Genomic DNA, 23,325 nt, shown 5'->3' with positions numbered 1-23,325 from the left:
CTGACTATACTGAGTCGTGTTTTTGTGACGTCCGATATGCGCATGGTTTGCCTTTTAATCGCGGGTTAATAATTTAGCAGTCACCTAACGAATATTAAAAGATGGTTAATTTGCGATGGGCTTACATTTTCCGGACTCAAGGGCAGGAAATAAAAAAGGACACCCATTCGCTGGTTTATTCTGCGGATAATATTTGGGGTCAGGCGATACGCTTTTCCAGCCTAATGGGGCTCTCTCGCCGGACTGGTGATATAACGAATGAATTGCAGAAGTTAGCAACGATTAACGCAAGGTAAAAATCATGGATAACGCAATTTTCCCGAACAAATTTAAGGCCGCGCTGGCGGCTCATCAGGTGCAGATTGGCTGCTGGTGCGCGCTGGCCAATCCGATCAGCACCGAGGTGTTGGGTCTGGCGGGTTTCGACTGGCTGGTACTGGACGCGGAACATGCGCCGAACGACGTCACCACGCTTATCCCACAGCTTATGGCGCTGAAAGGCAGCTCCAGCGCTCAGGTGGTGCGCGTGCCGACCAACGAGCCCATCATCATTAAGCGCATGCTGGATATCGGCTTCTATAACTTCCTGGTGCCATTTGTCGAGACAGCGGAACAGGCGGCGCAGGCGGTGGCTTCTACTCGCTACCCGCCGGAAGGGATCCGCGGAGTCTCCGTTTCCCATCGCGGCAATATGTTCGGCACCGTGCCGGACTACTTCGCCCAGTCCAATAAAAACATTTCCATTCTGGTACAGATTGAGAGCCAAACCGGGGTGGACAACGTCGAGGCGATTGCCGCGACCGAAGGTGTCGATGGCCTGTTCGTCGGCCCGAGCGACCTGGCCGCCGCGTTAGGTCATCTGGGCAATGCCGCCCATCCTGAGGTGCAGCGCGCCATCCAGCATATCTTCGCCAGCGCGAAGAAGTACGGTAAGCCAAGCGGCATTCTGGCGCCGGTGGAGGCCGATGCGCGGCGCTACCTGGAGTGGGGCGCCACTTTTGTCGCCGTCGGCAGCGATCTGGGGGTCTTCCGTTCCGCAACCCAGAAACTTGCTGATGCCTTTAAAAAATAATCACCAGGATGAAGAGAGAGAACAATATGACAATCAAAGTGGGTTTTATCGGTCTTGGCATTATGGGCAAGCCGATGAGCAAAAATTTGCTGAAGGCGGGTTACTCGCTGGTGGTGTCTGACCGTAATCCGGAAGCGATTGCCGACGTGATCGCCGCGGGCGCAGAGACCGCGGCCACGCCGAAGGCGATTGCCGAGCAGTGCGATGTGATCATCACCATGCTGCCGAACTCGCCGCATGTCAAAGAGGTGGCGCTGGGGGAAAACGGCATTATTGAAGGCGCGAAACCGGGCACCGTGGTGATCGACATGAGCTCTATTGCGCCGCTGGCCAGCCGGGAAATTAGCGAAGCGCTGAAGGCCAAAGGTATTGATATGCTGGACGCGCCGGTAAGCGGCGGCGAACCAAAAGCGATCGACGGCACCCTGTCGGTGATGGTCGGCGGCGACAAGGCGATCTTCGACAAATATTACGATCTGATGAAAGCGATGGCCGGCTCCGTGGTGCATACCGGCGACATTGGCGCGGGCAATGTGACCAAACTGGCCAATCAGGTGATCGTCGCCCTGAACATCGCTGCCATGTCCGAAGCGCTGACCCTGGCCACCAAAGCCGGCGTCAATCCGGATCTGGTTTATCAGGCGATCCGCGGCGGTCTGGCGGGGAGTACCGTGCTGGATGCCAAAGCGCCGATGGTGATGGATCGTAACTTCAAGCCGGGCTTCCGGATCGATCTGCATATTAAAGATCTGGCCAATGCGCTGGATACCTCCCATGGCGTGGGCGCTCAGCTGCCGCTGACGGCGGCGGTAATGGAGATGATGCAGGCGCTGCGTGCGGACGGTCTGGGCACCGCTGACCATAGCGCGCTGGCATGCTACTACGAAAAGCTGGCGAAAGTGGAAGTGACTCGCTAACAAGAAGAGCCCCTGCGCGGCCTGGTGGTTATGCCTGGTGCAACAGTGCCAGACTGCCACGGCGGGGCTAGCATGGACGCGGTATTGATGCCGTTTCCGCGTGTTAACCTCAGTTGCGACGCAGGAAGCGGCGTTTCGCGGCGCGTTTGATAATATTTATCATGCATCGCGCAATATCGTCGCCACCCTGCTGGTCGGGATGACGACAGAAGGATGACAACGGGCGGTAAACCCACTATACTGCGCGCCGAAGCTGACCAGACAGTCGCCGCTTCGTCGTCGTCCCCCTTCGGGGGGAGACGGGCGGAGGGGAGGAAAGTCCGGGCTCCATAGGGCAAGGTGCCAGGTAACGCCTGGGGGGTGTCACAGCCCACGACCAGTGCAACAGAGAGCAAACCGCCGATGGCCCGCGCAAGCGGGATCAGGTAAGGGTGAAAGGGTGCGGTAAGAGCGCACCGCGCGGCTGGTAACAGTCCGTGGCACGGTAAACTCCACCCGGAGCAAGGCCAAATAGGGGTTCATAAGGTACGGCCCGTACTGAACCCGGGTAGGCTGCTTGAGCCAGTGAGCGATTGCTGGCCTAGATGAATGACTGTCCACGACAGAACCCGGCTTATCGGTCAGTTTCACTCCTTAGAAAACCCCGCTTCGGCGGGGTTTTTGCTATCTGAATACCGGACGCAGGATGAATGACTGTCCACGACGCTATACCAAAAGCACGCGGCTTACCGGTCAGTTTCACCTCTTTATGTCAAAACCCCGCTTCGGCGGGGTTTTTGCTATCTGAATCCGTGACGCGAATGAATGACTGTCCACGACGCTATACCAAAAACGCGCGGCGTAGCGGTCAGCTAGCGTTATTTAACCACCTTAGGATTCTGTAGCGTCGGTACCGTAGAATCTTGCACCTGATGAACCTGGCCGATAATCGTGGCGATGCTGCCGTTGCTTAAAGACTCGACGTCTGCGCTGTTATGCGATCCAAAATTAAAGGTCAGACGTTTATCCGTTTTATTCTGCTCATCGCGCATGGTCACGATAAAATAGTAGCTGCCGGCGATGCCGCTCATTCTGCGAATGTCGACAATCACGCCGCGCACTTTAACCCATTTACCCAGATAATCGCTGCTGGCCTTCGCCGGATTGAGAGTAAACGGCTGCAGAAACTGCGCGACGGAATACGTTTGCATCGAAGCGACGGCGTCATCTCCCGGCTGAAATAATTTATCGCCTGCGGAATAAAAGGCTTTAGAGGCCAGGCCGCAGCCGCTTAACAACAATATGAAAAATACCAACGGTAATACACGAAAGCGTAATAACATACCTATCTCCCTATTTATTTTTTTTATGATATCCCTGATTCACTGGATAACGTGATGTGCGCTGATTAAATTAAAGAAAAAGTCACCACTGTCAACTATTTGATCTGCTTCTTTAATTGAAAGTAATGAGTTAATGTTGTTGTATGGAGTGTACGAATTAACATAGTGACCTCATTCATGTAATCAATGTGTTTGGTGTTTTTATTCTTATCACGAATGAAAATAATCTTTAGGTATTATTTTTTACAATTATTCACTCCCGGCTGTAAAATAATAAACCGCTATTTCTGGCAATTTCACATCAGGATAAGACAATGAAATTAATAACCCGTATTGCGTTCGCCACCCTTCTGACCAGCGGTTTCTCTCTGACGGCACAGGCCGCGGACGTGCAGGCGGCGCCAGCGCCAGCGCAGGATCCTATTGTCCAGCACTTAAAACTCACCAGCGATCAGGTGGCGAAAATTAAAAGCCTGCATCAGCAGCTGGAAAATAATGTGCAGCAGATTTCACAGCAAGACATTAAAGATGGCGCGCTGATTAACGTGATTGATTCCGGTAAATGGAATGAGAAAGCGGTGAAGGATCAGCTGGCGGCTTTCAGTAAAATTGATCAACAGGTACGTTATTATCGCGTGAAGTACTATTTTGATGTGAATCAAGTACTAACACCCGAGCAGCGTACCCAGGTGAAAAAAGATCTTGCCGACGCGCTGAGTGAATAATGCCATCGGCCCCTTTCGGGGCCGATATAAGTGGGAAGTCATCAAGGATAGCCGAATAATCCATACTGCAGGTTCAGGCGAGACTTTCTTCATCCCGCAGGCGAATCTCCGCCTCGGCAACAATGGCTTCCAGTTCGCTAAGCATCTCATCATAACCAAAGCTGACGACGCCGACGGTTTCCGGCGGCGTCGGGGCTAGCGGCGTCGGAGACGCCTTTTTTCTGTTTTTCTTCTTACTCACTGACAGACTCCATCACTTCCGTTGTTACACCGGTAAATCTATCAGCAAAGCGCGCAGCGGCGTATCGGCGACGAGGGTAATGTTAGCTTCGTCACGAATAAATGCCCCATCACCACAGGTGAGAGCCTGTTTTGGTTGTTCCTGCGCGATGGCATGGACCGTGCCGTGGATCGACTGCAGGTAGGCGCGTGGCCCATGCAATTGCACGTTGATCTGCTCACCTTTTTCCAGCGCGATATGATAGACCCAGGCTTGCTGGCGAAGCTGGAGGCTATTATTCCCCCCATCCGGTGAGGCCAGCAGCTGTAGCGGCGCGTTGGCGACCTCGATTTTCTGCTGCAACGGGTTTTCCCGCTGCGGGCAGGCATCGAGCCACAGCTGCATCCGCGTTAACGACTGCTCTTTGCTCAGATTATGCTCGCTATAGCTCACGCCAGGCTGGGTGGCGATAAGCAGTGCTTCACCGGCTTTTGCCTGCACGTGGTTGCCGTCGCTGTCGCGATACTCCGCTTCGCCTTCCAGAATCAGGTTCAGGATATCGACTTTTGGGTACGTTCTGGCCTGGAAGGAAGCGCCTGGCGCCAGCACTTCCTGATTGAGAACGCGTAAGGACGCGAAGCCCAGTAATTTCGGGTCGAAGTAGTGGCCAAAGGAGAAGGTGTAGCGGGCCTGCAGCCAGCCGAAGTCTGCTTGTCCGCATTGTTTGGCTGTTCGGGTAGTAATCATGTTCTTGACCTCTCTTTACACTAAATCAATGGTAAAGGTATGGACGCTGTATTGTTAGCCAGATATTCTGCCCGGTATGTTCAAATTTCCTGAATGAGAAAGCGATGGCCAAAGAGAGAGCATTAACGCTGGAAGCGTTACGCGTGATGGATGCGATCGACCGTCGCGGGAGCTTCGCTGCCGCGGCTGATGAGCTGGGACGCGTGCCTTCCGCCCTGAGCTACACCATGCAAAAACTGGAGGAGGAGCTGGACGTGGTGCTGTTTGACCGCTCAGGTCATCGCACAAAGTTCACCAATGTCGGACGGATGCTGCTGGAGCGCGGGCGCGTGCTGCTCGAGGCGGCGGACAAGCTCACCACCGACGCCGAAGCCCTGTCACGCGGCTGGGAAACTCACCTGACGATCGTCACTGAAGCGCTGGTGCCCACGCCGGATCTGTTTCCGCTGATTGAGAAACTGGCGACCAAGTCCAACACCCAGCTGTCGATTATCACCGAGGTGCTGGCCGGTGCCTGGGAGCGGCTGGAGCAGGGGCGGGCGGATATCGTTGTCGCGCCGGATATGCATTTTCGTTCCTCCTCGGAGATTAACTCGCGCAAACTCTATTCGGTGCTCAGCGTGTACGTCGCGGCGCCGGACCACCCGATCCACCAGGAGCCTGAACCGCTCTCTGAGGTCACCCGTGTGAAATACCGTGGCGTCGCGGTGGCGGATACCGCGCGCGAGCGGCCCGTTCTCACCGTTCAGCTGCTGGATAAACAGCCGCGCTTAACGGTGAGCACCATTGAAGATAAGCGCCAGGCGCTGCTGGCCGGGTTAGGCGTGGCGACCATGCCCTATCCGCTGGTGGAGAAGGATATTGCCGAAGGACGCTTGCGGGTGGTCAGTCCGGAATATACCAATGAAATTGACATTATCATGGCCTGGCGACGGGACAGCATGGGCGAAGCGAAGTCCTGGTGCCTGCGCGAGATCCCTAAGCTTTTTGCCGGCAGATAGTCGAGGACGCTCCTCCCGCTAGCGGGAGGAGCAGGAAGATTTAGTATGAAAAGGGTTTTGGATCGGGGCCGAATCGGTTGTTGCCTTCCGTTCCGCGCTGGCAGTTAAAGATCAGAATCACCAGCCAGCCGATGACCGGGATCAACAGCAGCAGCAGCCACCATGCCGAGCGGTCGGTGTCGTGCAGACGCCGAAACTGCACCGCCCACCACGGTAAAAAGACCAGTATGCCATAGATGGTCGTCAGAATGCCTTCGCCGCCCGCCCGCTGCCAGCCCAGCATTTTATCGATGATGCTCAATACGCCGGTCAGGATGAGGTTGACCAGAATAAACATCCAGTACTCTTTGCGCCGCGCACGGCCGCCAAATCCTATATAGTTTTTTAATACCTTGAGATACCAGTCCATTTCTACGCCTCAATTAACCGTCAATCACTTGTTTTTTAAGCGATCGCAATAAGAATAGACGTGAATGAATGGTGGGTAAATATCTGTTTTATGAATTATTGGGCGCCATCACTGGCGCCCGACGGATCAACGGAAGCGCTGGTCGCGACCGTGTGGTTCGCTGAGATCCTGCTGCGGCCCAATGGAGATGATGCCGGTAGGGTTAATGGTTTTATGGCTGCGGTAATAGTGGTGACGAATATGCGGAAGACTCACCGTCTCCGCGATACCCTGCATCTGGTAGATGTCGCGCAGGAAACCGTAGAGATTGAGATAATCGCTGATGCGTCGTTTGTCGCATTTAAAATGGGTCACATACACCGGGTCGAAGCGTACCAGCGTCGTCCACAGGCGAATATCCGCTTCCGTCAGCTGATTGCCCGTCAGGTAACGATGCTGACCGAGGATCTGCTCCAGCCGCTCCAGTGAGGTAAACACCGCATCCACCGCTTCGTCGTAAGCCTGCTGACTGGTGGCAAAGCCGGCTTTATACACGCCGTTATTGACGTTGTCGTAGATCCAGCCGTTCAGCTCATCAATTTGTTCCCGCAGCGCCGGCGGGTAGTAATCCCCGGCTCTGGCGCCCAGGCCATCGAAGGCGGTATTAAACATACGGATGATTTCTGCCGACTCATTGCTGACGATGGTCTGCTGTTTTTTATCCCAGAGTACCGGGACGGTGACGCGGCCGGTGTAGTGCGGGTCGGCGTGCAGATACAGCTGATAGAGAAAATCGTGCTGATAAAGGGTGTCACCGGTGGCTTCCGGGAAGCTGTCGTCAAAGGTCCAGCCGTTTTCCAGCATCAGCGGATGGACCACGGAGACAGGAAGAAAGGGCTCCAGTCCTTTCAGCTTACGCATAATTAACGTGCGATGCGCCCACGGGCAGGCGAGAGAGACGTACAGATGATAGCGATCTTTTTCCGCCGCAAATCCCCCTTCGCCACTCGGGCCGGCCGCGCCATCGGCGGTGAGCCAGTTACGGAAGGCGGAAACGGAACGCTTAAAACGCCCACCGGTGGATTTTGTGTCATACCAGGTATCCTGCCAGACGCCGTCGACTAATTGTCCCATCTTTGTTCCTCCTTCTGACTTCAGATAGCAAAAGCGAGGAGTTGTCTCCTCGCTTTTTTCATTCAGTATAGTGCGCTTACCATTTCTTATTCAGTACACGGTCGATGCTGAATGCGCCCGGTCCGGTAATGGCCAGCAGCAGGTAACCGCCAGCGATGGTCAGGTTTTTCATGAACATCAGAGAGTTCACGCCTTCCGCAAAGTTGCTGTGGAACAGGAACGCGGTCAACAGGGTAAAGCCTGCGGTGAACAGCGCGGTGGTCCGGGTCAGGAAACCGAACAGAATCGCCAGTCCGCCGCCGAATTCAAGGAGGATGGTCAGCGGTAGCAGCGCACCCGGTACGCCCATGGCTTCCATATACTGCTGGGTTCCCGCATAACCGGTGATTTTGCCCCATCCTGCAGTGATAAACAGAATCGGCATCAGAATGCGCGCTACCAGTACACCAACATCTTCTAATTTTTTCATTTCTTACTCCAGAAAACCCAAAGGGCGGCGGTTTTGTTTTTTAGCGCAATCCCGCGTAGTTACACGGTGTTGCTGTCGATGGAGAGGATAGTAGCGAGGCGGAGAGGGAATTGTTAGCAAGGAAAACTGTAGATCTAGTTCAAAGTTTCTGAGTAATCGGCAAGAGGGGGGGGCGAAAGATTCCTGAACGCGATAGATCACTACCGCTCCTGGTATAGGCCTGGCCAGACGGGTAAGAGGACTGGCTGACCGCGGATGGCGGCCAGGAGGCAAGCTGTTACGAACGGCGTTGCGTATCGGGCGGGGAAGTGGCAGAGCGGGGCGCCGGGAAAAGCGCCCGCGCTCCGGGCGGCTAGCGGACTGTCGACTGGCGCAGGATCCCGCGGACCAGCCGCCAGGTACTCCATAAACCCAGTCCGCGTTTGGTCCAGCGCATTAAAAAATGCGGGTGCCGTACGGACCACACGGCCATCAGACCGCTGCCTACCATCAGCCACGAACGTAAACTGAGCAGCGTATGCCAGCCTCGGTCTAAGGGCGCAGTCGCATCCAGCCAGTGGCGGCGACAGGCGCTCAGCTCCAGCCGTTGCTGCTGGATCTGGCGCAGCAGTCGCGCCTTTTGCCGTTCACGCTCCTGTCGGCCATTCATGGTTTATCTTCCTCCAGAAGGGCACGGTCGTTCTCCAGCTCTCTTCGCGTCAGGCGCAGCAGCGTGGAGCGTCGCGCCTTACGTAAGGTAAGGATTCCGACAATCGCGGCGGCGAGTAGCAGCACGACGGTGGTGGCGATCATGACGTGCAGGCGGTACTGAGCGTCAACGGCCCAGATAACCAGCACCAGCAGACTCATGAGGCCAAACGCGGCAAACAGCAGCGTCAGTCCGGTCATGATCAGCAACTGGAAGAGGTTGGCTTTCTCCTCCTCCAGCTCCACGACGACCAGGCGCAGCCGTGTTTCCACCATTTCGACCAGCAGCGTAACGATACGCTGGCCAATGGAGAAGACGCGCTGACCCGGCCCCTGCGTGTGTTGTGTATTCGCCATAATCAGCGACGCGACAGCAGGACACCCAGCACCAGCCCGACGGCGGCGCCAATCCCGACCCCAGTCCACGGATTTTCGCGAACATAATCATCCGCTCGCGCGGCGGTCTCACGAGTTTGACGCAAAATCGCTTCGCTGGTCTCACCCAGGCGGGCGCGGCTCTCTTTCAGCGCGCTCTCCGCTTTACTGCGCAGTTTACCCATCTCTTCTTTCGACTTGTCCGCCGAGGAATTCAGTACTTCCTCCAGGGTGTCCGCCAGCGTTTTCAGTTCTGCACGAAGGTCGTCAGTCACATTCTCTTTAGCCATGTCGTTCTCCTGTAGCGTGGTCCGTATTGCGAAAGTTAATGGTGATTAGTAATCCCGAGACTCCAGCGTTTTCAACTCCTGTTGCGCTTCATTGAGTTTATGCTGGCGTTTGTTGATTTTGTCCGCATCGCCTTTCTTCCGGGCTTCCTGCAGATCGCGCTGACGTTCAGCGATCTCTTCCCGCTGTTTGGCAATTTTTTGCTGATGATCGGCTTTGAGTTTACTGTCGCTGCAGTTCTCCCGTACCTGACGTAGCGCGGTATTTAGCCCATCAATGCGACTTTGATTGTGATGCTTTTCGGCATAGCTGATCTCTCGTTGAATATCCTGCTCTTTTTCCTGGCAGGGAGAGGCGGCTATGGCGCTGGCGCTAAGTGAAGACAGGGCCAGAAGCAGAGCGATGCGGTGTTTCATGGATAGTACCTTCCATTGTCTTAGGGTATACCCGGAGGATAAACCCGTTCCCGTTGGTAAACGTGAATGCGTTGATTCACGCAGGTTTAAGCATAGTAACAAATGCGGGAAACCACCAGACTGCGTTGAAAACGCAGTCTGACGGCCGTTTACCCGAGCCGATGCGGCGCGTCGCGCAGGCGGGATAACCAGGCGGTGGGCGAGTTATCGTCCTCCAGCAAGGCGATAATATAACCATGTGGCAGAGCGCGACCGAGAACCTCTTTCGCCGCCGCGCCCTGGGCGGTGGAATCAAACTTAATTAGCAGGCCATCCTTTTGCGGCGTAATGCTCTTGAAGCGGATACCGTTAGCGTCGAGGTGATGCCAGACGGAGAAACCATCCGGCATACTGACGCCCTGGCCAACCGGACGGATCGCCAGCGTGGCCTCCTGCTGCTGCACCGCCAGCCAGAGCCAGAACAGCGCGCAGAGCAAAAGAGAGCCACCCAGCAGCCAGCTGAGCTGGCGCAGGGAAGGGCGTTTCATGACCATCATCAGCCCCGGCTTCTGTATTTTTTCTTCCACAGCACCACCAGCGAGCCGATCAGTCCGAAGACCAACAGCGCAACCGGCAGGAGCATCAGGCAGGACATCAGCTGATCTTCATACTTAAGGAATACCGGGGTTTTGCCCAGCAGATAGCCCAGCGAGGTCAGGATGAGCACCCACAGCAGGCCGCTCATCCAGTTAAAGAACTGAAAGCGGGCGTTATTGAGACCGGAAAGCCCGGCGATGGTCGGAAGCAGCGTGCGCACAAAGGCGATGAAGCGGCCGATCAGCAGCGCAGAGAGGCCATGCTTATGAAACAGGTGATGCGCGCGCTGATGATAGTGGGAGGGCAGATGCGACAGCCAGTTTTGCACGATCCGTGTGTTGCCTAGCCAGCGCCCCTGGATGTAGCTCAGCCAGCAGCCGAGGCTGGCGGCGGCGGTGAGCAGCAGCAACGTTTCCGGAAAGCCCATCGCCCCTTTGGCGATCAGCACGCCCACGAGCACAAGCAGGCTGTCCCCCGGCAAAAACGCGGCAGGCAGTAACCCGTTCTCAAGGAACAAAATCATAAACAAGACAAAATACAGCATGCCAATCATGGAGGGATTCGCGAGCGTTTCGTAATCCTGAGCCCACAAGGCATTCAATAACTGGGTTAATAGTTCCATTCACGATTCCTGGTACATCGGTTAACGGCACGTCTGAGCGCGTGGCATGTAGGGCGACAAGATTTTTATGAGATTATGGTCGCTGCTTCGGCGCTCTGAACGCTTCCCTGTATAAAACTGAAGTAAGTCAATACCTACTCCCAGAACGGCAAAATGCATCTAATTGTAACAAATCGCCTGACTTTCCGTCAGAGAAATTGCAAGGTGTTGCTCGTTGATTTTGCTGATTGCGGCGATGTGAGGCGAGAGGATTTACACAGGCTGACACTATATATGTTTTGCTTACCTCAGCCTGCCTGGGGAACAGGCGCGCAGGGGCCGCGCGCCGGGAGGATAAAGGCTTATTTCGCGCCGTTGGCCGCCGTATCGAGATGAACCACCGGGTTTTCGGCAAATAAGTAGCGATCGGCATTAAATTCAAAGTCGTCGCTGGTTTCGTTAAACAGCATTTGCTTGGTATTTTCCAGATGCTGCCACATCGCCAGTTTGGCGGCGTTCGGATCTTTTCGCAGTAGAGCCTTCAGGATCTGATCGTGGTCGTCGCACCAGTTATCGACGGTGCGCAGGTCGATATGCTCATGCAGCTTTTTCCAGTACGGGTTATGCACGCGCTGGGTCCACATTTTTTCCACGATCGCCGCCAGGGCGCTATTCTGCGTGGCCAGCGCCACCTGGACATGAAACTGCAGATCCCACTCGGAGTCGCGGAAACACTTCTCGTTGCGCGCTTTCTCCTGAATCTCCATCAGCTTCATGATGTCCTGCTTGGTCACCTGAGTGGCCGCGAATTCGGCGATATTGCTTTCAATAAGCTGCCGCGCCTGCAGCAGCTCAAAGGGGCCATAGTTGGCGAACTCAAGGCTTTCATCGGCCACTTGCTGGTATTTCGGATGGTTAGAGATGACGTGAATGCCCGACCCTTTGCGGACTTCGACATACCCTTCCACTTCCAGCATGATAATGGCTTCACGAACCACGGTGCGGCTAACGTTTTTTTCATCGGCGATAAAGCGCTCGGCGGGCAGCTTATCCCCTACAAGGTAGACACCTTGTTCGATGCGCGTCTTCAGCTCAGCGGCAAGCTGCTGATAAAGACGACGTGGTTCAATGATTTCCATATTCGCTCCCGCAAGATGGCGACAATATTCGATTTGTTATACCACTTTTACGCGATTTCCACCACTGGCAGGGATGAAAAAGCCGCCTGAGAAGGCGGCTTGGCAGGCGATCACCTCAGCATCAGCGTCTCTAACTCTGGGTGGCCGGTTTGCGGCTGCTAAGCGGCGGCGTGTCATCGTCAGCCGGTTTGTTTTTCAGCACCGTCCAGATGACCAGCGCGCCCAGCAGGTCAAAGACCGCCAGTACGGCAAACAGCGGGCTGAAGCCGATGGTGTCTGCCAGCGCGCCGACGACCAGGGCGAACATGGTGCTCGCCAGCCAGGCGGCCATCCCGGTCAGACCGTTGGCGGTAGCGACTTCGTTACGGCCAAAGACGTCGGAAGAGAGGGTAATCAACGCCCCGGACAGCGCCTGGTGAGCGAACCCGCCGATGCACAGCAGGGCAATCGCCACGTACGGGCTGGTGAACAGGCCGATCATCCCCGGGCCAATCATCAGCAGGGCGCCCATGGTGACCACCATTTTACGCGACACGATCAGATTGACGCCGAACCAGCGCTGGAACAGCGGCGGCAGGTATCCACCGACGATGCAGCCGAGGTCGGCGAACAGCATCGGCATCCAGGCGAACATGGCGATCTCTTTCAGGTTAAAGCCGTAAACCTTAAACATGAACAGCGGGATCCAGGCGTTAAAGGTACCCCAGGCCGGCTCGGCGAGAAAACGTGGCAGGGCGATACCCCAGAACTGACGGTTGCGCAGGATCTGCCACGGCGACATTTTCTTCGCGTTATTGGTCTGGTGTTGAGACTCCTGGCCGCCAATGATGTAGTCGCGTTCTTCGTCAGATAATTTCTTCTGATCGCGCGGGTGTTTGTAGAAGATCAGCCAGGCGATGGCCCAGGCGAAGCTCAGCACCCCGGAGATAATGAACGCCATCTGCCAGCTGTGCATGACAATCGCCCACACCACCAGCGGCGGCGCGATCATGGCGCCGATAGAGGAACCCACGTTGAAGTAGCCCACCGCGATAGAGCGCTCTTTCGCCGGGAACCATTCGGAGCTGGCTTTCAGCCCGGCGGGGATCATCGCCGCTTCCGCCGCGCCCACCGCGCCGCGGGCCAGCGCCAGGCCACCCCAGCTGCCGGCGAGGGCGGTCGAGCCACAGAATATCGCCCAGGCGATAGCGAAGAAGGCATAGCCGACTTTAGTCCCCAGAATATCAAGGACATAGCCTGCGACAGGCTGCATGACGGTATAGGCAGCGGAATAGGCTGCAATGATATAGGAGTACTGTTGGGTCGAGATGTGTAACTCTTCCATCAGCGTCGGCGCGGCCGCCGCCACGGTGTTACGGGTCAGGTAGCCCAGCACGGTGCCCAGCGTCACCAGTGCGATCATGTACCAACGTAACCCTTTAATTTTACGCATGTAAACCTCATCGTCTGTAATTTCTCCGCACCAGGTGCGGCCTCTCCTGACGGCGATACGCGGTCGGGAAAGCGAAACGGAGGGTTCAGGAGGGCGGTCCCCTCTGGCCCGAACCTTACCATCAGTTGTTATGTAAAAAGTCGGTATCCATTCCGTATAAGCCGATGCCATCAACACCGGTAAAGCATTCCGTCGGTTTATATGTTGCGACGGCAGAAAGATAACTTGTCATACAACTTTAAAAGTTGAGTGCTGTCACAAAAGTGGGAAAGTTAGTGTGGTCTTTATGACTGGCGAGGAAAGCCAGATACGGCGCGCCCTGGCGAGACGTTTGCCGTGGACAGGCGGTTTTTTTTATCAGCGTTTATTGATCTAACTCACGAAAAACAGTTCGGTCTGTGGAAATTGGTGTGATAACTTTGTCAGCATTGTAGTCAATCATCTGAAAGGCTCCTGTTCCGGAGCGAAGAGGACACACGAATGACACCGTTTATGACCGAAGATTTTCTACTCGATAGCGAATTTGCCCGCCGCCTGTACCACGATTACGCGAAAGATCAGCCTATTTTCGACTACCATTGCCACCTTCCGCCGCAGCAGGTTGCCGAAAATTATCGTTTCAAAAATCTGTATGACATCTGGCTGAAAGGCGATCACTACAAATGGCGCGCGATGCGCACTAACGGCGTGCCGGAGCGTCTGTGTACCGGGGATGCCTCCGATCGCGAGAAATTTGACGCCTGGGCAGCCACCGTGCCTCACACAATTGGCAACCCGTTATACCACTGGACCCATTTAGAGCTGCGTCGCCCATTTGGTATTACAGGTAAGCTGCTGTCACCTTCCACCGCCGATGAGATCTGGGAACAGTGCAATGCGTTACTGGCGCAAGACGCCTTCTCCGCCCGCGGGATCATGAAGCAGATGAATGTGAAGATGGTCGGCACCACCGACGATCCGATTGATTCCCTGGAACACCATGCGGTTGTCGCCAAAGACACTTCATTTGATATCAAGGTGTTGCCGAGCTGGCGCCCGGATAAAGCGTTCAACATCGAGCAGGCGACCTTCAATGACTATATGGCTAAGCTGGGTGAAGTGTCGGACACCGATATTCGCCGTTTTGCGGACCTGCAAAGCGCGCTGACCAAACGTCTGGACCACTTTGCCGCTCACGGTTGCAAAGTCTCCGACCACGCCCTGGACGTAGTGCTGTTTGCGGAAGCGACCGACGCCGAGCTGGACGCCATTCTGGCGCGTCGCCTGGCTGGCGAAACCCTTAGCGAACGCGAAGTGGCGCAGTTCAAAACCGCGGTGCTGGTGTTCCTCGGCGCAGAGTATGCTCGTCGCGGCTGGGTGCAGCAGTACCACATCGGCGCGCTGCGCAATAACAACCTGCGTCAGTTCAAATTGTTAGGCCCGGACGTGGGCTTCGACTCGATCAACGATCGCCCGATGGCTGAAGAGCTGTCTAAGCTGCTGAGCAAGCAGAACGAAGAGAACCTGCTGCCGAAGACCATTCTCTACTGCCTGAACCCACGCGATAACGAAGTGCTGGGCACCATGATCGGTAACTTCCAGGGCGAAGGGATGCCGGGCAAGATGCAGTTCGGCTCCGGCTGGTGGTTCAACGATCAGAAAGACGGCATGGAGCGGCAGATGACCCAGCTGGCGCAGCTCGGCCTGCTGAGCCGCTTTGTCGGGATGCTGACCGACAGCCGCAGCTTCCTCTCCTACACGCGCCACGAATACTTCCGCCGCATTCTGTGCCAGATGATCGGCCGTTGGGTGACCGCCGGCGAAGCGCCTGCGGATATCGCGCTGCTGGGCGAGATGGTGAAAAACATTTGCTTTAACAATGCGCGTGACTATTTCGCCATTGAACTGAACTAAGACCAGAGGTCGGTTGATATGCAATACATCAAAATCCATTCGCAGGATAACGTCGCGGTCGCGCTGGCGGATATGACGGCCGGTAGCGTGGTGACGATCGACAATGACCCGGTCACCCTCGGTCAGGATATCGTTCGCGGACACAAGTTTGCACTGCGCGCTATCGCGAAAGGGGAAAACGTCGTTAAGTATGGGCTGCCGATTGGCCATGCGCTGGCGGATATCGCGCCGGGCGAGCATGTCCATGCGCACAATACGCGCACCAATCTCAGCGACCTTGACGCGTATCGCTATCAACCGGAGCAGGTTGCCCAACCGCCGCAGCCAGCGGATCGCGAAGTGCAGATTTATCGTCGCGCCAATGGCGACGTCGGCGTGCGCAATGAGCTGTGGATCCTGCCGACCGTCGGCTGCGTCAACGCCATGGCCCGCCAGATGCAGAACCGTTTTCTGAAAGAGGCAAACGGCGCGGAGGACATCGATGGGGTACATCTCTTCAGCCATACCTATGGCTGCTCGCAGCTCGGGGACGATCACCTCAATACCCGCACCATGCTGCAGAATATGGTTCGCCATCCGAACGCCGGGGCGGTGCTGGTGGTGGGCCTTGGCTGTGAAAACAACCAGGTGGAGGCCTTTCGCGAAACGCTGGGCGAGTATGATCCGCAGCGCGTGCACTTTATGGTTTGTCAGCATCAGGACGATGAAGTGGAGGCGGGAGTGGCGCATCTCCACCAGCTGTATGACGTGATGCGTCAGGATAAACGTCAGCCGGGTAAGCTGAGCGAGCTGAAGTTTGGCCTCGAGTGCGGCGGGTCTGACGGCCTGTCCGGTATTACCGCCAACCCGATGCTGGGGCGCTTCTCAGACTACGTGATCGCCAACGGCGGCACCACCGTGCTGACCGAAGTGCCGGAGATGTTCGGCGCTGAACAGCTGCTGATGAGCCACTGCCGCGACGAAGCGACCTTCGACAAGCTGGTGACTATGGTCAATGACTTTAAGCAGTACTTTATCGCGCACGACCAGCCTATTTACGAAAACCCCTCGCCGGGCAACAAGGCTGGGGGGATCACCACCCTCGAGGATAAGTCGCTGGGCTGTACCCAGAAAGCGGGCTCCAGCCAGGTCGTGGATGTCCTGCGCTACGGCGAACGTCTGAAAGTTCATGGTCTGAACTTGCTGAGCGCGCCAGGCAATGATGCCGTCGCCACCAGCGCGCTGGCCGGCGCCGGCTGCCATATGGTGCTGTTCAGTACCGGCCGCGGCACGCCGTACGGCGGCTTTGTGCCGACGGTGAAGATCGCCACCAACAGCGAGCTGGCGGCAAAGAAAAAGCACTGGATCGACTTCGATGCCGGACAGCTGATCCACGGCAAAGCGATGCCACAGCTGCTGGAGGAGTTCGTGGATACCATTGTGGCTTTCGCCAACGGCAAACCGACCTGTAATGAGCAGAATGACTTCCGCGAGCTGGCCATCTTTAAAAGCGGTGTTACCCTGTAAAGGCGCATTCATATTGGCGCCCGGGCGGCGTTGATCGCGCATTGGCCTGATAGCGCAGCGTCATCGGGTAAGCAGCAGCGGCGTTTCAGCCTGTGAAGCGCCGTTTGTTTTTTCTCTCAGGGAGCTTTCATGACCGCGTATTGGCTGGCTCAGGGCGTCGGCGTTATCGCCTTTCTTATCGGCATTACCACCTTTATCAACCGCGACGAACGTCGCTTCAGGCTTCAGCTGGCGGTCTATAGCGCCGTTATCGGCGTCCATTTTTTCCTGATGGGCGCCGCGCCTGCCGGGATGAGCGCCGGGCTTAATGCGCTCCGCACGGTCATTTCCCTGCGCACCCGCAGCCTGTGGGTGATGACAGTCTTTATCCTGCTGACGTTGATCCTCGGCCTTGGCAAGCTGCAGCATGCTATGGAGCTGCTGCCGATTATTGGCACTGTCGCCAGCACCTGGGCGCTGTTTCGCTGTAAAGGGCTGACCGTCCGCTGCGTGATGTGGTGCTCCACCGCCTGCTGGGTGACGCATAACCTGTGGCTGGGTTCGATTGGCGGGACGCTGATTGAAGGCAGCTTCCTGATCGTCAACGGCCTGAATATCATTCGCTTCCGCCGGATGCAAAAGCGGGGTATCGATCCGTTCAGGGTTGAAAACGCGGTGCAGGAAGAGAGCCCCTCCGCGCGGTAGCGGAGGGGAAAGGCATTAACTGCGCAGGGCGTTTTTCGCCAGCTGGTCGTCTTCCGCCATGCAGGCGGCGGCGGTAAACAGGGCGTCGGTGGAGGAGTTCAGCGCGGTTTCGCAGGAATCCTGCAGCACGCCGATGATAAAGCCGACGGCAACCACCTGCATCGCCACATCGTTCGGAATACCAAACATATTACAGGCCAGCGGGATCAGCAGCAGCGAACCGCCCGCCACGCCGGAGGCGCCGCAGGCGCACAGCGAAGCGACCACGCTCAGCAACAGCGCCGTCGGCAGATCCACCGGAATGTTCAGCGTATGGACCGCCGCCAGCGTCAGCACGGTAATCGTGATTGCCGCGCCCGCCATATTGATGGTCGCCCCCAGCGGAATGGAGACCGAATAGGTATCGCGATCCAGGTTCAGCTTCTCGCATAGCGCCATATTCACCGGAATATTGGCGGCGGAGCTGCGGGTGAAAAACGCGTAGACGCCGCTTTCGCGCAGGCAGGTCAGCACCAGCGGATAGGGGTTACGGCGAATCTTCCAGAACACCAGCAGCGGGTTAATCACCAGCGCCACCAGCAGCATACAGCCCACCAGTACCAGCAGCAGCTGGGCGTAGCCCCACAGCGTTTCAAAACCGGTGGTCGCCAGGGTGGAAGAGACCAGGCCGAAGATCCCCAGCGGCGCAAAGCGGATCACCACTTTAACGATAAAGGTCACCGCGTGGGAGATATCGTTGATCAGGTTTTTCGTGGTGTCGTTACCATGGCGCAGGGCGAAGCCAAGCCCCACCGCCCACACCAGAATACCGATATAGTTGGCGTTCAGCAGGGCGTCGACCGGGTTGGACACCATGCTCATCAGCAGACTACGCAGCACCTCAACAATCCCCGACGGCGGCGTGATGCTGTCGGCGGCGGTGGTTAAGTGCAGAGTCGACGGAAAGAGAAAACTGAACAACACCGCAGTCAGCGCCGCGCTAAAGGTGCCCAGCAGATAGAGAAACAGAATAGGGCGAATACTGGTTTTTTGTCCGTGCTGATGGTTGGCGATCGAGGCCATGACGAGCATCAATACCAGCACCGGCGCTACCGCCTTTAACGCGCCGACGAACAGGGTCCCCAGCAGGCCGACGGCGATAGCCGCTGGCTTAGAGACCAGCGCCAGCAGCACGCCAAGCACCAGGCCGATTAAAATTTGTTTCACCAGGCTGCCTTGCGCCAGGCGGGAGAGCCACCCTGATGGGGGAGTGCGTGTTGTCATAATTCATTCCTTCCAGTGATGTAGCAAGCCATCCCAGCCACGTATTATTTGTTACGTTTATGTCAGGATGTAAATAGATGTTTGCATAGCCGAGTATACGGAAAGAAAGCCTGGCGGGAAGCGTAAAATACTGTGATTTTAATCTGGATCTTATTTTTTAACCACGCAGTAACATAATTGTGACATGAGCAGGCATTCTCGTTATGAGAAGGTCTGCTATAGCCGATTACCGCGCCGCCAGCGGGAGCCGACGGCGCGCCAGGCAGGTTATTCAGGCAGTTTGCGCTGCTTGTCGTGCTGCTTGTTGACCCAGGCGTTAATCAACAGCGTGACGGTCAGGATGCCGCCCACGACCCCCAGCGAGATGGCGACCGGGATATGGTAGAAGTCGACGATCAGCATCTTCACGCCAATAAACACCAGGATCACCGACAGGCCATATTTGAGCATCGAGAAGCGCTCAGCGACCCCCGCCAGCAGGAAGTACATGGCGCGCAGGCCGAGAATGGCAAACAGGTTCGAGGTCAGCACGATAAACGGGTCGGTGGTGACCGCGAAGATCGCCGGGATACTGTCGACGGCGAATATCACATCGCTCAGCTCGACCAGAATCAACACCAGCAGCAGCGGCGTGGCGAACAGCACCCCGTTTTTACGGGTGAAGAAGCGCTCGCTCTCGATTTTATCGGTCATTCGCAGATGGCTGCGGATCCAGCGCACCAGCGGTTTGTCGCCGATGCCGGAATCATCCTCTTTCGCCAGCGCCATCTTCACGCCGGTAAACAGCAGGAAGGCGCCGAAGACGTACAACAGCCAGTCGAACTGGGAGATAAGCCAGCTGCCGGCGAAGATCATAATGGTGCGCAGAACAATCGCCCCGAGGACGCCATACACCAGCACCCGGCGCTGCAGAGCAGGCGGCACGGCGAAGTAGCTGAACAGCATCAGCCAGACGAAGACGTTATCGACCGCCAGCGCTTTTTCAATCAGATAACCGGTGAGGAAGGCCAGGGCCTGCGGATCGGCGACGGCGCGGCCCTGGGTTTGCACCAGATACCACCAGAACGCGGCGTTGAACAACAGAGAAAGTGTGACCCAGAGGATAGACCAGCCAGCGGCCTGCTTCATGGTCATGCTATGCGAACCGCGTCGTCCCTGAAGCAGCAGGTCGATCGCCAACATGATCGCGACGACGACAGCGAATCCACCCCATAGCAACGGCGTGCCGACAGTATTCATTTGATATTCCTTACATAAAAACAAAAACGGCTGACGTCGGAAGACGGCAGCCGCTGCGCTTTTATGCATAGACCTCGCCTTCCGGCAAGGTCTCACTTACAACAACCAAAGTTCATCGCGATGGGCTTTGGTGATTGCCCGGCGACCGGATGCGGTATTACACGCATCGTAATGACGATCGGCCGGCAAGGAAGTTACTCCCCTTTGCTCGTAACAAAATATGTCACGAGGCGGTTTTCGTCAATGGCGGCCAGACGGGCCTTTACACTCTTTTACGCCAGCGGCTGCGTATCGGCCGGGAAGATCACCCCGGTCTGGCGACGAATTTCGCTCGACAGTTTCGCCGTGATACGGCTCACAGCCAGGCCCGGATGGTCGACATCCTCTGTTTCCACCAGCCGCGCGAAGGTCTCCGCCTCATACAGCATAGTATTGATATGCTGCGGCTGCGTCAGGTCCTGGGCTTTGCCGCCGCGCGGCACAAACGCCAGCTTCTGGCACTCGGAGATTTTTTCGATCACTAATACGCCGTCTTCGCCCTGAATTTCACTGGGGATCGCCGAGTCGCTCACCTTGGAATGATGCAGCGTCACGTCGAAGTCGCCGTAGCTCAGCACCACGGTGCCCTGGGCGTCCACGCCGCTGTCCAGCAGGCTGGCGGTGGCATGAACGGCCTGCGGTTCGCCCCACAGCGCCACAGCGGACGCCAGGCAATAGAAGCCGATATCCATAATCGAACCGTTGGAGAACGCCGGATTAAAGGTGTTGGGGTTTTCGCCGTCGAGGTAGCGCTGGTAGCGCGAAGAGTACTGGCAGTAGTTAATGAAGGCTTTACGCAGTTTACCCACTTTGCCGAGGGTTTCCTTCAGCAGCAGAAAGTTGGGCAGGCTGGCGGTTTTGAAGGCTTCAAACAGCACCACGTTGTTGGCTTTCGCCACCGCGATGGCCGCCTCGACCTCCTGCAGATTCGACGCCAGCGGTTTTTCGCAAATGACGTGCTTTTTGTGGCTCAGGAACAGCCGCGTCTGCGGGAAGTGCAGGGAGTTCGGGCTGGCGATATAAACCGCGTCAATGGCGTCGCTTTGCGCCAGCGACTCCAGCGAGGTAAACAGATGCTCGACCGGATAGTCATTGGCGAAGGCTTGCGCCTGTTCGAGGCTGCGGGAGTAGATGGCGGTAAGTTTATATTTGCCGGTTTCATGGGCGGCATCGACAAACTGCTTAGTGATCCAGTTTGTGCCAACAACTGCGAAACGTATCATAAACGGTGACGAACTCCATTAAAGGGAACCTGTCGTCACTCTATCATGCCCCCATGACAAAACCAGTGCGTGACTACGCAGAACGATTTAACGAAAGGTGCGTCAGCCACAGGCGGGTGTCGAACTCCAGCTGGTGGTACTGCGGCTCCATATGGCAGCACAGCTGGTAGAAGGCTTTGTTGTGCTCCTTCTCTTTCAGATGCGCCAGTTCATGGACCACGATCATCCGCAAAAAGTCCTCCGGCGCGTCGCGAAATACCGTCGCCACGCGGATCTCCGCTTTGGCTTTCAGCTTGCCGCCCTGAACGCGGGAAATGGCGGTATGCAGGCCGAGCGCATTGTTCAGCACGTGGATCTTACTGTCATACATCACTTTGTTGATCGGCGCCGCGCCGCGCAGAAAGCGGTTTTTCAAATCCTGGGTGTACTGATATAGCGCTTTATCGCTGTTAACGTCGTGCCCTTGCGGATAGCGCTTTTGCAGCACCTCGCCGAGGCGGTCTTGCTCGATTAACGTGGTCACCTGCGCCAGCAGCGATTCAGGATAGCCCTGTAAATAAATGAGTTTTGTCATCGTCTTATCATTACGTCTGTCAGGAGGGCAGTTCAGCCACGGTCATGGTAAAGACCAGCGGCGCAGTACCCTCATTGCGGTAACCGTGCTCTATTTCGGTGCGGGCCACCGCGGATTCTCCGACCGCCACCGTGCGGCAGGTCTCGCCAAGCGTCAGCGTCAGCGCGCCGGCTTCCACGTGCAGCAGCTCGAAGGTCGTCGCCGGGTGGCCGGGCGAGGTAAAGGCTTCGCCGGGCTGCATCTCCCAGCGCCACAGCTCAATCATATTCGGCCCGGCGGTGCCGGCGAGAAGCCTGGCGCTGCCTCCCAGCGGGCCTTGCCAGAGGGTGGGGATCTGCTCGGCGGGAATAATATGCAACGCGGGTTCGCTTGCCACATTGACGATATCCGCCACCGAAACGCCCAGCGCGGCGGCGAGTTTGCAGAGGATCGCAATGCTGGGGTTGGCGGCCTCTTTTTCCATCTCGACCAGCATACCTTTGCTGATGCTGGCCCGGCGCGATAGCTCGTCCAGCGACATTTTTTTCGCTTTACGGTAGGCCTTCAGCCGCGTGGCGACGGCGCGACTTACCTGGTCGACATCAGCTCCTGAATCGGTCGTTATATTGACTTTTACGTTCATTGGTCACTATGATGAAACAAATTGGTCATTACAGGATTATCGAATGCGTAGCGTAACGCCGTCAATCGAATCTGCGGTCAGCCGCCTGGCGCCGGGCTTTCGGGCATTAAGTATTGTGGTGGAGAGTGCGCCGGTGGCCAATCCCGCCGTCGCGGAGCAGGCGCTGGCCGAGGCCTGCCAGGCGGTGCAGCAGGATGATGTGCCCTGGGCGCAAGCGCACCTGGCGGCATGGGATGAAGCCTTCAGCGCCTTCGGCGCGAAGGCGAAACGTACCCCCTGTTCGGCGCAGGCGCTGCGCAAGCGGGTGCTGAAAGAGGGGAGCCTGCCGGCCATCGATCCGGTAGTGGATATCTACAACGCGATCAGCATTCGCTATGCCGTCCCGGTCGGTGGGGAAAATCTGGCCGCCTATCGTGGCGAACCGCGGCTGGCCATTGCCCGCGGCGATGAGCCATTCGATACGCTAAAATCGGCGGAGCCGGTGGTGGAATATCCGGAGCCGGGCGAAGTCATCTGGCGGGATGATATAGGCGTAACCTGCCGACGCTGGAACTGGCGACAGGGCGTACGTACCCGGCTGGACAGCGGCGCGCAGACGATGTGGTTTATTCTCGAAAGCCTGCCGGCGATGCCGTTGTCGGCCCTGCAAGAGGCGGGAGAGCGGCTGGTAGGCTATCTGCAGCAGCTGATGCCCGGCGCCCGCGCGTCGATAACGCTGCTGCAAGCCGATGACGAGGGCGATCTACGCTGAGCGGCGATGATCAGCGATCTCT

General features: G+C 56.7%; 27 protein-coding genes, 1 other RNA gene and 1 pseudogene. 10 read left to right on the top strand and 19 right to left on the bottom strand.

Going from position 1 to position 23,325, the window contains the following annotated elements; genetic code table 11:
* Nucleotides 1-301: 301 nt before the first annotated feature.
* The 4 genes and pseudogenes from garL to rnpB all read left to right on the top strand — a co-directional run bounded on the left by garL (nt 302) and on the right by rnpB (nt 2,621).
* Nucleotides 302-1,072: a 2-dehydro-3-deoxyglucarate aldolase gene (gene garL, locus GQR96_RS21740; RefSeq protein WP_065903883.1), complete on the top strand. Its 771-nt coding sequence runs from the start codon at nt 302-304 to the stop codon at nt 1,070-1,072.
* A gap of 26 nt (nt 1,073-1,098) precedes the next feature.
* Complete coding sequence (garR, locus tag GQR96_RS21735) at nt 1,099-1,989, top strand: 2-hydroxy-3-oxopropionate reductase (RefSeq protein ID WP_004206137.1); 891 nt, start codon at nt 1,099-1,101, stop codon at nt 1,987-1,989.
* A 72-nt stretch (nt 1,990-2,061) separates the two neighbouring features.
* A pseudogene (locus GQR96_RS21730) lies at nt 2,062-2,206 on the top strand (glycerate 2-kinase); the annotation flags it as partial.
* 32 nt (nt 2,207-2,238) lie between these two features.
* Nucleotides 2,239-2,621: RNase P RNA component class A (rnpB, locus tag GQR96_RS21725), an RNA gene on the top strand.
* Nucleotides 2,622-2,846: 225 nt separating this feature from the next.
* Here rnpB and GQR96_RS21720 read toward each other — a convergent pair.
* Nucleotides 2,847-3,311, bottom strand: coding sequence for an OB-fold putative lipoprotein (locus tag GQR96_RS21720; RefSeq protein ID WP_043520971.1), 465 nt, complete (start codon nt 3,309-3,311; stop codon nt 2,847-2,849).
* Between the two features lie 314 nt (nt 3,312-3,625).
* On the opposite strand from GQR96_RS21720, the gene GQR96_RS21715 reads away from it, so the two are divergent.
* Nucleotides 3,626-4,036, top strand: a complete 411-nt coding sequence (locus tag GQR96_RS21715) for a Spy/CpxP family protein refolding chaperone (RefSeq protein WP_004206135.1) — start codon at nt 3,626-3,628, stop codon at nt 4,034-4,036.
* A 73-nt stretch (nt 4,037-4,109) separates the two neighbouring features.
* Here the strand turns inward: GQR96_RS21715 and GQR96_RS21710 are convergent, their stop codons facing one another.
* Together GQR96_RS21710 and GQR96_RS21705 are read right to left on the bottom strand one after the other, a co-directional pair.
* Nucleotides 4,110-4,277 carry a hypothetical protein gene (locus GQR96_RS21710; protein ID WP_004206134.1) on the bottom strand — a complete coding sequence of 56 codons (168 nt, stop codon included), beginning with the start codon at nt 4,275-4,277 and terminating at the stop codon, nt 4,110-4,112.
* Between the two features lie 24 nt (nt 4,278-4,301).
* Nucleotides 4,302-5,003, bottom strand: a complete 702-nt coding sequence (locus GQR96_RS21705; RefSeq protein WP_017900661.1) for a pirin family protein — start codon at nt 5,001-5,003, stop codon at nt 4,302-4,304.
* Nucleotides 5,004-5,107: 104 nt separating this feature from the next.
* Here GQR96_RS21705 and GQR96_RS21700 point away from each other — a divergent pair, with 104 nt between their 5' ends.
* Nucleotides 5,108-6,004, top strand: coding sequence for a LysR family transcriptional regulator (locus GQR96_RS21700; RefSeq protein WP_004144865.1), 897 nt, complete (start codon nt 5,108-5,110; stop codon nt 6,002-6,004).
* Nucleotides 6,005-6,044: 40 nt separating this feature from the next.
* Here GQR96_RS21700 and GQR96_RS21695 read toward each other — a convergent pair whose 3' ends face one another.
* The 11 genes from GQR96_RS21695 to GQR96_RS21645 form a co-directional block, all read right to left on the bottom strand.
* Entirely contained in the window at nt 6,045-6,413 is a 369-nt protein-coding gene (locus GQR96_RS21695; protein ID WP_017900662.1) for a DUF805 domain-containing protein, read from the bottom strand.
* A gap of 126 nt (nt 6,414-6,539) precedes the next feature.
* Nucleotides 6,540-7,526, bottom strand: coding sequence for a glutathione S-transferase family protein (locus tag GQR96_RS21690; RefSeq protein WP_043520970.1), 987 nt, complete (start codon nt 7,524-7,526; stop codon nt 6,540-6,542).
* Nucleotides 7,527-7,602: 76 nt separating this feature from the next.
* Entirely contained in the window at nt 7,603-7,995 is a 393-nt protein-coding gene (locus GQR96_RS21685) for a DoxX family protein (RefSeq protein WP_002917920.1), read from the bottom strand.
* Between the two features lie 352 nt (nt 7,996-8,347).
* Nucleotides 8,348-8,644 (bottom strand): YqjK-like family protein, encoded by a 297-nt coding sequence (locus GQR96_RS21680; RefSeq protein ID WP_043520969.1) that lies wholly within the window; start codon nt 8,642-8,644, stop codon nt 8,348-8,350.
* Nucleotides 8,641-9,039, bottom strand: a complete 399-nt coding sequence (locus GQR96_RS21675; RefSeq protein ID WP_023291093.1) for a phage holin family protein — start codon at nt 9,037-9,039, stop codon at nt 8,641-8,643. The genes GQR96_RS21680 and GQR96_RS21675 overlap by 4 nt, the downstream gene beginning before the upstream one ends.
* A 2-nt stretch (nt 9,040-9,041) precedes the next feature.
* Nucleotides 9,042-9,347, bottom strand: coding sequence for an ElaB/YgaM/YqjD family protein (locus GQR96_RS21670; protein ID WP_002917916.1), 306 nt, complete (start codon nt 9,345-9,347; stop codon nt 9,042-9,044).
* Between the two features lie 45 nt (nt 9,348-9,392).
* Entirely contained in the window at nt 9,393-9,761 is a 369-nt protein-coding gene (locus GQR96_RS21665; protein ID WP_004206124.1) for a DUF1090 domain-containing protein, read from the bottom strand.
* 149 nt (nt 9,762-9,910) lie between these two features.
* Nucleotides 9,911-10,288, bottom strand: a complete 378-nt coding sequence (gene mzrA, locus GQR96_RS21660; RefSeq protein WP_072096611.1) for an EnvZ/OmpR regulon moderator MzrA — start codon at nt 10,286-10,288, stop codon at nt 9,911-9,913.
* Between the two features lie 8 nt (nt 10,289-10,296).
* On the bottom strand, nt 10,297-10,959 hold the full coding sequence (yqjA, locus tag GQR96_RS21655; protein ID WP_004206121.1) for a DedA family general envelope maintenance protein YqjA: 663 nt from the start codon (nt 10,957-10,959) through the stop codon (nt 10,297-10,299).
* 341 nt (nt 10,960-11,300) lie between these two features.
* A complete protein-coding gene (gene exuR, locus GQR96_RS21650; protein ID WP_004206120.1) occupies nt 11,301-12,077 on the bottom strand; it encodes a transcriptional regulator ExuR in 777 nt (258 codons plus the stop codon).
* A gap of 130 nt (nt 12,078-12,207) precedes the next feature.
* On the bottom strand, nt 12,208-13,509 hold the full coding sequence (locus tag GQR96_RS21645) for an MFS transporter (RefSeq protein ID WP_004206119.1): 1,302 nt from the start codon (nt 13,507-13,509) through the stop codon (nt 12,208-12,210).
* Between the two features lie 480 nt (nt 13,510-13,989).
* Between GQR96_RS21645 and uxaC the strand changes: the two genes are divergently transcribed.
* From uxaC to GQR96_RS21630, 3 genes are all read left to right on the top strand, one after another.
* Entirely contained in the window at nt 13,990-15,402 is a 1,413-nt protein-coding gene (uxaC, locus tag GQR96_RS21640; protein ID WP_004206118.1) for a glucuronate isomerase, read from the top strand.
* Between the two features lie 18 nt (nt 15,403-15,420).
* The gene (locus tag GQR96_RS21635) at nt 15,421-16,908 is read left to right on the top strand and encodes a UxaA family hydrolase (RefSeq protein WP_017900666.1); all 1,488 of its coding nucleotides are present in this window, start codon (nt 15,421-15,423) and stop codon (nt 16,906-16,908) included.
* Nucleotides 16,909-17,037: 129 nt separating this feature from the next.
* Nucleotides 17,038-17,592 carry a YgjV family protein gene (locus GQR96_RS21630; RefSeq protein ID WP_004206116.1) on the top strand — a complete coding sequence of 185 codons (555 nt, stop codon included), beginning with the start codon at nt 17,038-17,040 and terminating at the stop codon, nt 17,590-17,592.
* Between the two features lie 15 nt (nt 17,593-17,607).
* Here the strand turns inward: GQR96_RS21630 and sstT are convergent, their stop codons facing one another.
* The 5 genes from sstT to GQR96_RS21605 all read right to left on the bottom strand — a co-directional run bounded on the left by sstT (nt 17,608) and on the right by GQR96_RS21605 (nt 22,552).
* Nucleotides 17,608-18,855 carry a serine/threonine transporter SstT gene (sstT, locus tag GQR96_RS21625; protein ID WP_004206115.1) on the bottom strand — a complete coding sequence of 416 codons (1,248 nt, stop codon included), beginning with the start codon at nt 18,853-18,855 and terminating at the stop codon, nt 17,608-17,610.
* A 267-nt stretch (nt 18,856-19,122) separates the two neighbouring features.
* A complete protein-coding gene (locus GQR96_RS21620) occupies nt 19,123-20,094 on the bottom strand; it encodes a TerC family protein (RefSeq protein WP_004188496.1) in 972 nt (323 codons plus the stop codon).
* A 272-nt stretch (nt 20,095-20,366) separates the two neighbouring features.
* Complete coding sequence (locus GQR96_RS21615) at nt 20,367-21,356, bottom strand: Gfo/Idh/MocA family protein (RefSeq protein ID WP_065903886.1); 990 nt, start codon at nt 21,354-21,356, stop codon at nt 20,367-20,369.
* Between the two features lie 73 nt (nt 21,357-21,429).
* Nucleotides 21,430-21,930 carry a M48 metallopeptidase family protein gene (locus GQR96_RS21610; protein WP_065903889.1) on the bottom strand — a complete coding sequence of 167 codons (501 nt, stop codon included), beginning with the start codon at nt 21,928-21,930 and terminating at the stop codon, nt 21,430-21,432.
* Between the two features lie 19 nt (nt 21,931-21,949).
* Nucleotides 21,950-22,552 carry a helix-turn-helix domain-containing protein gene (locus GQR96_RS21605; RefSeq protein WP_004206112.1) on the bottom strand — a complete coding sequence of 201 codons (603 nt, stop codon included), beginning with the start codon at nt 22,550-22,552 and terminating at the stop codon, nt 21,950-21,952.
* A gap of 43 nt (nt 22,553-22,595) precedes the next feature.
* Between GQR96_RS21605 and GQR96_RS21600 the strand changes: the two genes are divergently transcribed.
* Nucleotides 22,596-23,303, top strand: coding sequence for a B3/B4 domain-containing protein (locus tag GQR96_RS21600; RefSeq protein WP_065903892.1), 708 nt, complete (start codon nt 22,596-22,598; stop codon nt 23,301-23,303).
* Nucleotides 23,304-23,325: the final 22 nt, after the last annotated feature.

It is taken from the genome of Klebsiella sp. PCX, from assembly GCF_021869705.1.
Classification (GTDB): Bacteria; Pseudomonadota; Gammaproteobacteria; order Enterobacterales; family Enterobacteriaceae; genus Klebsiella; species Klebsiella quasipneumoniae.
Note: the sequence above shows the minus strand (reverse complement) of the source record. Positions and strands in the feature narration are given on the sequence as shown.